Source organism: Myxococcus sp. AM011, assembly GCF_013372595.1.
GTDB lineage: Bacteria > Myxococcota > Myxococcia > Myxococcales > Myxococcaceae > Myxococcus > Myxococcus eversor.
In genome coordinates, this window is sequence record NZ_JABXEM010000394.1 from 1 (window position 1) to 7,472 (window position 7,472).

7 protein-coding genes are annotated in these 7,472 nt (G+C 70.3%); 4 read left to right on the forward strand and 3 right to left on the reverse strand.

Going from position 1 to position 7,472, the window contains the following annotated elements; translation table 11 throughout:
• Positions 1–125 precede the first annotated feature (125 nt).
• Complete coding sequence (gene atpA, locus HUW62_RS44275; protein WP_163869931.1) at positions 126–1,673, forward strand: F0F1 ATP synthase subunit alpha; 1,548 nt, start codon at positions 126–128, stop codon at positions 1,671–1,673.
• A 103-nt stretch (positions 1,674–1,776) separates the two neighbouring features.
• Here the strand turns inward: atpA and HUW62_RS44280 are convergent, their stop codons facing one another.
• Together HUW62_RS44280 and HUW62_RS44285 are read right to left on the reverse strand one after the other, a co-directional pair.
• The gene (locus HUW62_RS44280; RefSeq protein ID WP_176437875.1) at positions 1,777–2,319 is read right to left on the reverse strand and encodes a hypothetical protein; all 543 of its coding nucleotides are present in this window, start codon (positions 2,317–2,319) and stop codon (positions 1,777–1,779) included.
• 98 nt (positions 2,320–2,417) lie between these two features.
• Complete coding sequence (locus HUW62_RS44285; RefSeq protein WP_176437876.1) at positions 2,418–3,266, reverse strand: HAD family hydrolase; 849 nt, start codon at positions 3,264–3,266, stop codon at positions 2,418–2,420.
• 178 nt (positions 3,267–3,444) lie between these two features.
• Between HUW62_RS44285 and HUW62_RS44290 the strand changes: the two genes are divergently transcribed.
• The 3 genes from HUW62_RS44290 to HUW62_RS44300 all read left to right on the forward strand — a co-directional run bounded on the left by HUW62_RS44290 (position 3,445) and on the right by HUW62_RS44300 (position 6,593).
• Entirely contained in the window at positions 3,445–3,825 is a 381-nt protein-coding gene (locus HUW62_RS44290; RefSeq protein ID WP_163869928.1) for a hypothetical protein, read from the forward strand.
• Between the two features lie 193 nt (positions 3,826–4,018).
• Positions 4,019–5,521, forward strand: a complete 1,503-nt coding sequence (locus HUW62_RS44295) for a hypothetical protein (RefSeq protein ID WP_240357065.1) — start codon at positions 4,019–4,021, stop codon at positions 5,519–5,521.
• 202 nt (positions 5,522–5,723) lie between these two features.
• Positions 5,724–6,593 carry a hypothetical protein gene (locus HUW62_RS44300; protein WP_163869927.1) on the forward strand — a complete coding sequence of 290 codons (870 nt, stop codon included), beginning with the start codon at positions 5,724–5,726 and terminating at the stop codon, positions 6,591–6,593.
• On the opposite strand, the gene HUW62_RS44305 is transcribed toward HUW62_RS44300, so the two are convergent.
• On the reverse strand, positions 6,583–6,993 hold the full coding sequence (locus HUW62_RS44305; protein ID WP_163869926.1) for a two-component system response regulator: 411 nt from the start codon (positions 6,991–6,993) through the stop codon (positions 6,583–6,585). The genes HUW62_RS44300 and HUW62_RS44305 overlap by 11 nt on opposite strands.
• Between the last annotated feature and the right edge of the window lie 479 nt (positions 6,994–7,472).

The window sequence follows — 7,472 nt, forward strand, 5'->3', positions numbered from 1 at the left end:
AGAGACAGCCCGAATGTCGTGCGCATTGCAGTGGGTAGGGGTGCATGGTAAGGGGCCCCGACTTCTAGCTTTCGGCGGACCCGAACCGACCCGGCCCGCCCCCTGTTCGAGGACGCAAAACGCCCATGGAAATCCGCGCCGACGAGATCAGCAGAATCATCCGGGAGCAGATCAAGGACTACGGCAAGAAGGTCACCGTCGCGGAGACGGGCACCGTGCTGTCCGTGGGCGACGGTATCGCGCGCATCTACGGCCTCGAGGGCGTGCAGGCCGGTGAGCTGGTGGAGTTCACCAACGGCGTGAAGGGCCTCGTGCTGAACCTCGAGGAGGACAACGTCGGCGTCGCCATCATGGGCGACTTCCAGGCCATCCGCGAGGGCGACACCGTCAAGCGCACCCAGCAGATCGCCTCCGTGCCGGTGGGCAAGGGCCTGCTGGGCCGCGTGGTGGACCCGCTCGGTCTGCCCCTGGACGGCAAGGGCCCCATCGAGGCCACCGAGATGCGCCGCCTGGAAGTGAAGGCGCCCGGCATCGTGAAGCGCAAGAGCGTGCACGAGCCGCTGCAGACGGGCATCAAGGCGCTGGACGCGCTGGTGCCGGTGGGTCGTGGTCAGCGCGAGCTCATCATCGGTGACCGCCAGACGGGCAAGACGGCCGTCGCCATCGACACCATCATCAACCAGAAGGGCCTGAACGTTTACTGCATCTACGTGGCCATCGGCCAGAAGCAGTCGACGGTCGCCCAGGTGGTGGAGAAGCTCAACCGCTTCGGCGCCATGGAGTACACCACGGTGGTGGCGGCCAACGCCTCCGACCCGGCCCCGATGCAGTTCTTCGCGCCGTACGCCGGCGTGGCCATCGGCGAGTACTTCCGCGACAACAAGATGCACGCCCTCATCATCTACGACGACCTGTCCAAGCAGGCCGTGGCGTACCGCCAGCTGTCGCTGCTGCTGCGCCGCCCCCCGGGTCGTGAGGCGTACCCCGGCGACGTGTTCTACGTGCACAGCCGCCTGCTGGAGCGCGCCGCCAAGCTGTCCGACGAAGAGGGCGCGGGCTCGCTCACGGCGCTCCCCATCATCGAGACGCAGGCCGGCGACGTGTCCGCCTACATCCCGACGAACGTCATCTCCATCACCGACGGCCAGATCTTCCTCGAGACGGACCTGTTCTTCGCCGGCGTCCGCCCGGCCATCAACGTGGGCCTCTCGGTGTCCCGCGTCGGTTCCGCCGCGCAGATCAAGGCCATGAAGCAGGTGGCCGGCACCATGAAGCTGGAGCTCGCGCAGTACCGCGAGCTGGCCGCCTTCTCCCAGTTCGGCTCGGACCTCGACAAGGCCACGCAGGAGACGCTGGCCCGCGGCGCCCGCATGGTGGAGCTGCTCAAGCAGGGCCAGTACGAGCCGCTGCCCGTCGAGCGTCAGGTCATGCAGATCTACGCCGCAACCAACCGCGACGACCCCAAGAAGCGCGGCTGGATTCGCGAGATTCCCGTGGCGGACGTGGTGCGCTGGATGCGTGAGTTCCTGGACTTCACGGACGGCAAGTACCCGAACCTCTCGAAGGACATCGCCTCCAAGCGCGAGCTCACCAACGACATCAAGGCCTCGCTGAACAAGGCCATCGTGGAGTTCAACGACGTCTTCCAGCCCACCCCGGGCGCGAAGGTCTAAGACTCCCGGCTCCCAAGGCCCGTCGCACCGAGCCCCGCGCCCCCTTCCCTGGGACGCGGGGCTTCGTGTTTCCAGCGTGTGCTCGTGCGCTGGAGCTTCCCGGCTACTGCTTCGCGGCGTCGGCGGGCTTCACCTCGCGCACCGCGGTGCCAATGGACTCGCTGGTCCACTCCGGGTCCACGGGGATGATGAGGTAGCCGTCCTCCGCCGTGAGCGGGGGGCGCTGGTCGAGGGGCGGCGGATCCTCGAGCCGCGCCACGCGGGCGGGCACATCCGTCCAGGCCACGAAGCGGGCCTCGTACTCCCTGAGGCGCTGGCCGCCGGCCCCATGGCCGCTGGCCAGCTTCCGCTCCGCGGGGTGAGGCAGCAGCACGGCGTCCGCGCCCATCAGACAGACGGTCTCCTGGAGCAGTTCCTTGCGGCCCTTCGCGCCCAGCCACTCGTTGCCCGTCATCGTCAGGGTGCCGAGTTCCGCATAGGGACGCGGGGGCTCACGCTCCTCGAAGACCTCGAACGCGCAGCCGGGCTCCCTCGCCAGTCTCTGGACGACGACGGGAGGCGCCTCCGGAACCACCTGTCGAGACGTCGCGCAGGCGGACACGCAGGCGGCCAGGAGGCATGACGACAGCGAGCGGCGGACGGACATGGCGGGCTCCCAGGCTTTCAGGCCCCAACGAAAAGGGCGCGGCGGACGACAGCCTCGTCAACGCCGCGCCGCTGGGGCGCATATCGCCGGGGGCTGCTTCAGCGCAGGCGCGGCAGGAGCGCGAGCAGGCTCTTGTCCACGCCACCGCGAGCCCCCAGCGCGTCGATGGCCTTCAGCTCGTACGGCAACACGTTGTCGCGGGCGACGAGCTGCACGTGCGCGCCCAGCGCGGCCGGCAGCGCCAGGTCCAATTCATAGATGTCGCCGGCCACCAGCGTGTCCTCGGGCCGCGTGCCGGTGGTGTCCCAGATGTGCTTGAGGGCCTCGAAGTAGCGACCCCGGCGCAGGTAGATGGGCCGGCGCAGCACGCCTTCCAGCACCTGCGTCTCCGGCAGCGCGTCGAAGCGCGCGTCAGGCACGTCCGGCGGGTCCAACAGGAACTTGCGGGCGTCGCCGGAGACCTTCAGCCGCTCGCGGCCCTTGGGCGCCAGGGTGTCCAGCTTCTTCTCCACCAGCTCCGTGTGCGCGTTCGTCACCACGGTGACGGGCAGGCCCGTGGCGAGCAGCGCCTCCAGCACCTCCTTCGCCTCCGGCTTGAAGGCCGTGGCCGAGTGCACGTAGGACTCGCGATACATCGTCTGCACGGCCTCCGAGCGCGTCGCCTCGTCGGTGCCCACGGAGAGGCGCTGGAAGATGCGGTGCGCCGCCGTCGTGGCCGTCAGGTACGGGTCCGCCGTCGCGGGCGCCACCACCTTGCCGCCCAGGTTCCACCCCAGGAGGTCGGCTCCCGCTCGCAGCGCTGAGACCTCCTCCTCCCAGGCCTGCTCCACCCCCTGCCCCAGTGCGCGGACCAGTCCGTCACGAAAGTGTTTCAAGAAGGGCGCGCTCTCCGTCGCCACGTCCGTGAAGGTCCCGTCGAAGTCCAGCACCACGCAAGCAATCGCCATCAGCCCACCGACTCCCGAAGTTGGAGGAAAGGGGCCGGATGACGCCCCGGCCGGGCGTCCGAATCAAGCCCGTGACTTCATTTCCGCCCTGTAAACTTGAGGCCGCCCTGTAAATCCCCAAGTGGCAGGGCCGTCGCCTTGAGGCCTACAGCGGGTGGCTCGCTAGCCTTGGGCGGGCATGGAAGCGACGCGGCGAAACGAGGCGGCGCGGTGGCGCCGGGCGTGGCTGCCCTGGGGTCTGCTCGCGGGCGTGTGCCTGCTGGGTGGAACGGCGACCTGGGCCAGTACCCGCTCTGTGTCCGCGCTGGCCGAGCGCGGCGCCCAGTTGGAGCGCGAGGCTGCCGAGTCCGAGGCCCGCGTGGCGGAGCTGCAGGCCCTGCGCGAGGCCATGTCCCGGCGGCTGCGCGTGCTGGAGCAGCAACACCAGAGCGCCCGGGCGGAGGCCCTGAATGCCGCGGCGGCCTGCTCCGTGGCCCCCGCCGAGCCACCCCAGAGCCAGGGACGCTCGGAGCCGCGACGCGCGGGCTCGGCCAAGGGCAAGAAGGGCACGCGCCGCTGACGGGCCGGGAGCCCCGGGCCCCCGCTCCGGCGTGGCCTCCACGTCCACACCTGTCCCGGCACCTGTGGACCTGGGGGCAACAGGGCACCGGGTCCGCCACGCGCAACCGCACGGAAATACTGCGGCATGAGCGTCGGCCCGGCGTGTGCTACCTCGCGTCCCTCGAGTCTTCTTCCGCGCGAGGTCCTTCCCCATGTCTTCCTTCCGCATGTCACTCCGAGCCCCCTTCCGGCCCGTGCTGGCCGCCCTCGTGTGCCTGGCCGCGCTGCTGCCGCTGTCCCGCGCCGACGCCGAGCCGGGCATCCGCATCCTCAACTCGCTCTCCACCGCGGACCTGGCCTTCAACGCGCTCACCACCAACGCGCGCTCCATCGAGGCGCTCACCTCGGAGCCGCTGACCTCGCGCTCCTTCGCCAGTGACGCGCGCCTCCGGTACCAGCTCGAGGACCCGGCCGCGCGCAACGTCATGCACTACCTGGTCGAATGCGCGCTGCCCGCGACGTCCGTGGTGGAGTGGAAGGACCGCCGGGGCGACGTGTACACCTTCACCGGAGGCGCGGGGCTGTGCTCGGAGTGGGAGTACCAGGCCCCCAGCAAGGAGTGCCTGGGCTACGTGAGCGCGTGCCTGCTGGCTCGCAACAACGCCTATGGCCACACGGTGGAAATCTCCCTGCGCGGAGAGGACCCCCGGGACGACCGGACCTTCAACCCCACCGGTGACCCCAAGCAGTGGCACCCCATGTTCCTGCCCTGTGACAGGAGCGGCTCCGGGCTGAATGAGGAGTGTGGCTGGGTGGGCGAGGGCGTGGGTAGCTGCGCCGCGGGCACGCAGGTGACGGTGGGCGGGGGCGCGCCGAGGCCGGGCACCTGCACTGGAGCGCTCGGCTCCGGCTCGGGCCGCCGCGTGCTGCGCGTGTGCAAGGAGCTCTACGGCTGCGAGGCCAGCCGCGCCCTGGCCGCGGCGGAGAAGAACGACTGCGGCGGAGACGCCCCCAGCGCGACGTTCACCTGCCCCCGGAACGGCAAGTACAGCGTCATGTCCGCGCCCTATGACCGCACGTCCGCGCCGGGCTCGTGGGTGAGCCCCGCCGCGACGCTCGGCCGCTACCCCGCCGCGTCCTTCGGCGCGTTCACCTTCAGAGAGGGCGCCTTCTTCGGGAACCTCTTCGACATGAAGGCCCTGGCCGTGGAGGTCTTCATCAACATGGACACCTACCTGCCCCAGCTCACCAAGCCGAACTTCACCGGCTACCCGTACCAGAACGTCCACGCCTGCTTCGCCAAGGACTGGATTGCCGGGGACGAGCACCTGGCCTCGCGCATCTGCGCCAACGCCGTCGTCAGCGGGGTGAGGGCCTATGGCTGTCTGGCCCGCACCGTGGGCCCCTGTGAGCCCGGCAGCTCCAGCGCCCAGGCGCCCCGCTGCGCCGTGAATGATGGCCCCCTCGTCCAGGGCGACGGCGACTTCGAGGCCTGCAGCGACGACGACGGCGTGTCCCACCCCGAGCCCATCAGCACCTACCTCAACAGTCCCTGCGACGCGCTGACCGTGGCCGAGCGCAACACGTGCGACGACCCGACCTGCGACTTCAGCACCACGCCCGGCAAGTGCAAGAAGGGCTGCGCCCAGCGCTCCGCCAGCGAATGCCTGGCCGTGGCTTGCGTGAAGAACCCCAAGCTCTGCTACAGGAAGTAGGAGCCCCGCTCCAGGCTCCAAGCCGGGCCCGGGGGTGTCGGTTTGAACCTCCCGGGCACCTGGGCGCGGTGGGCCCGTGAGGAAGGCGTCCGGCCAGGGGGGCGGTGCGCATCCCGTACACCCCGGGTGTATGAATAAAGCAGGCGGTCAGTCGTCCTGACTCGCGTTGCCTGGTTCCGGCCACCCCGCCGAGGAGTCCACCGTGTTCCCTTTCCGTTCCGTCCTGAGCGCCGTGCTTGCCCTGGGATTGATGCTGGGCTCGACGTCCGCCGAGGCGCGCTTCGGCAAGCGTTCCCGTCCTTCGCAGAGCGATTCGAAGAAGGACGACGACAAGAAGGACGACACGCACGAGGCCACGCCGGTGGGCCAGTCGGACTCCGACGATGACGACGACCGGCCACGCCGGCGCCGCAACAACAACAGCCGTCATGTCGCGTCGGACGTCGCGGACGGCATCGGCTTCCTCGCCTTCGTGCTCACCGGCGGCAACCACCGGTTGATGGTGGTGGACGAGCCCCGGCACCGGGGTGAGGTGCGGCAGGAGCGTCACGCGGCGCCCCTGTCCTTCCGCGTCGGCTTCCAGGCCGGCCCCGTCAACAGCGGCGGCGCGGGTGACCTCTTCATCGGCCTGGAGGGCCGGCGCTTCGGCGTGGACGCGCGCGTCACCGGCATCAGCGTGGACGCCGACGACGGCTCCTCTGATTCGGACAGCATCACCCTGTTCGAGGCGCACCTCACCTGGGCGCTCGTCTCCCTGGAGCGCGTCCGCCTGCGCGCGGAAGCCGGTGTGAGCACCGCGAGCGCGCCGGACATCTCCTTCGTGGGCCCCAGCCTGGGCATGTCGTTCGAGGCGTGCCTGGCGGGCCCGCTGGACTTCGAGGCGCGCACGCAGGTGACGCCCTTCCCCTACCGCCAGGTGGACGCGAGCGCCGCGCTGGCGCTGCACCTGGGCGCGCTGGTGCTGCGCGGCGGCTACCGGGGCATGCTGCTGGACGACGCGGGCCACGTGGACGGCGTCGCCCACCGCGACAGCTTCCACGGCCCCTACTTCGGCCTGGGCCTCACCTACTGACCCTTCGGGACACCTCAGGCTGGGGCCCCGGGCAGTGCGCCTGGACCGCGGCCAGCAGGTCCTTGAGCCGCACCGGCTTGCGCAGCATCGCCACCACGCCCTCCGGACAGGGTCTCGACTCCGCGCACATGACCACCACGCGCGACTGCGCGAAGCGCGAATCCTTGCCCAAGGTCTCAAGCAGGCCCAGCCCCTGCACGCGCGGCGTCTCCAGGTCCACCAACACCAGACACGGCACCTCCAGCGACACGAGCACGCGCAGGGCCTCACGGCTGTTGATGGCCATGGCCACCTCGTAGCCTTCGTCCTGGAGCGCTTCCGCCATCACCCCCCGCAGGTCCGGGTCGTCCTCCACCAGGAGCACGGTTGGTTGCATCACCACATGGGTCACGATTGCCACCCTAGTGCCTCCGTCGCTCGCTGACACGTGTCACGCCGCCGGGCTTCCGCTCACTGTCGAACCGTGAGCATCCGCCCGCCCCGGACAGGCACATAGGCCCGGTCCCCCATGGAGGCAGAGATGGGGCGCCGAGGCCAGGGATGCATGGCGAGCGTCGGCCGGTGAAAGGCAATTCCTCCCACGTGTCGGGCCGTGCTCACTCGACGCGCGCCCCGCTGCCCGAAGTCATACAAGCGCGATTGGACAACGCCCGCCCACCCCCGGGGGCCATGGCCGCGCGGGGCCGGCGACCCTTGAATGTCGCTCCCCCGTTGTCCCCCGCCAGGAAGAGGAGTGGACCTTGCCCTCATCGAAGGCCGTGCTCGGCTCCGCGCTCACCGCCACCCTCCTGCTGGGCTCAGCCCCCGCCGAGGCCCGCTTCGGCAAGCGATCCACCCCCACGTCCTCCAGCGGAGGACCCTCCCGCCCGGAGCGGAGCG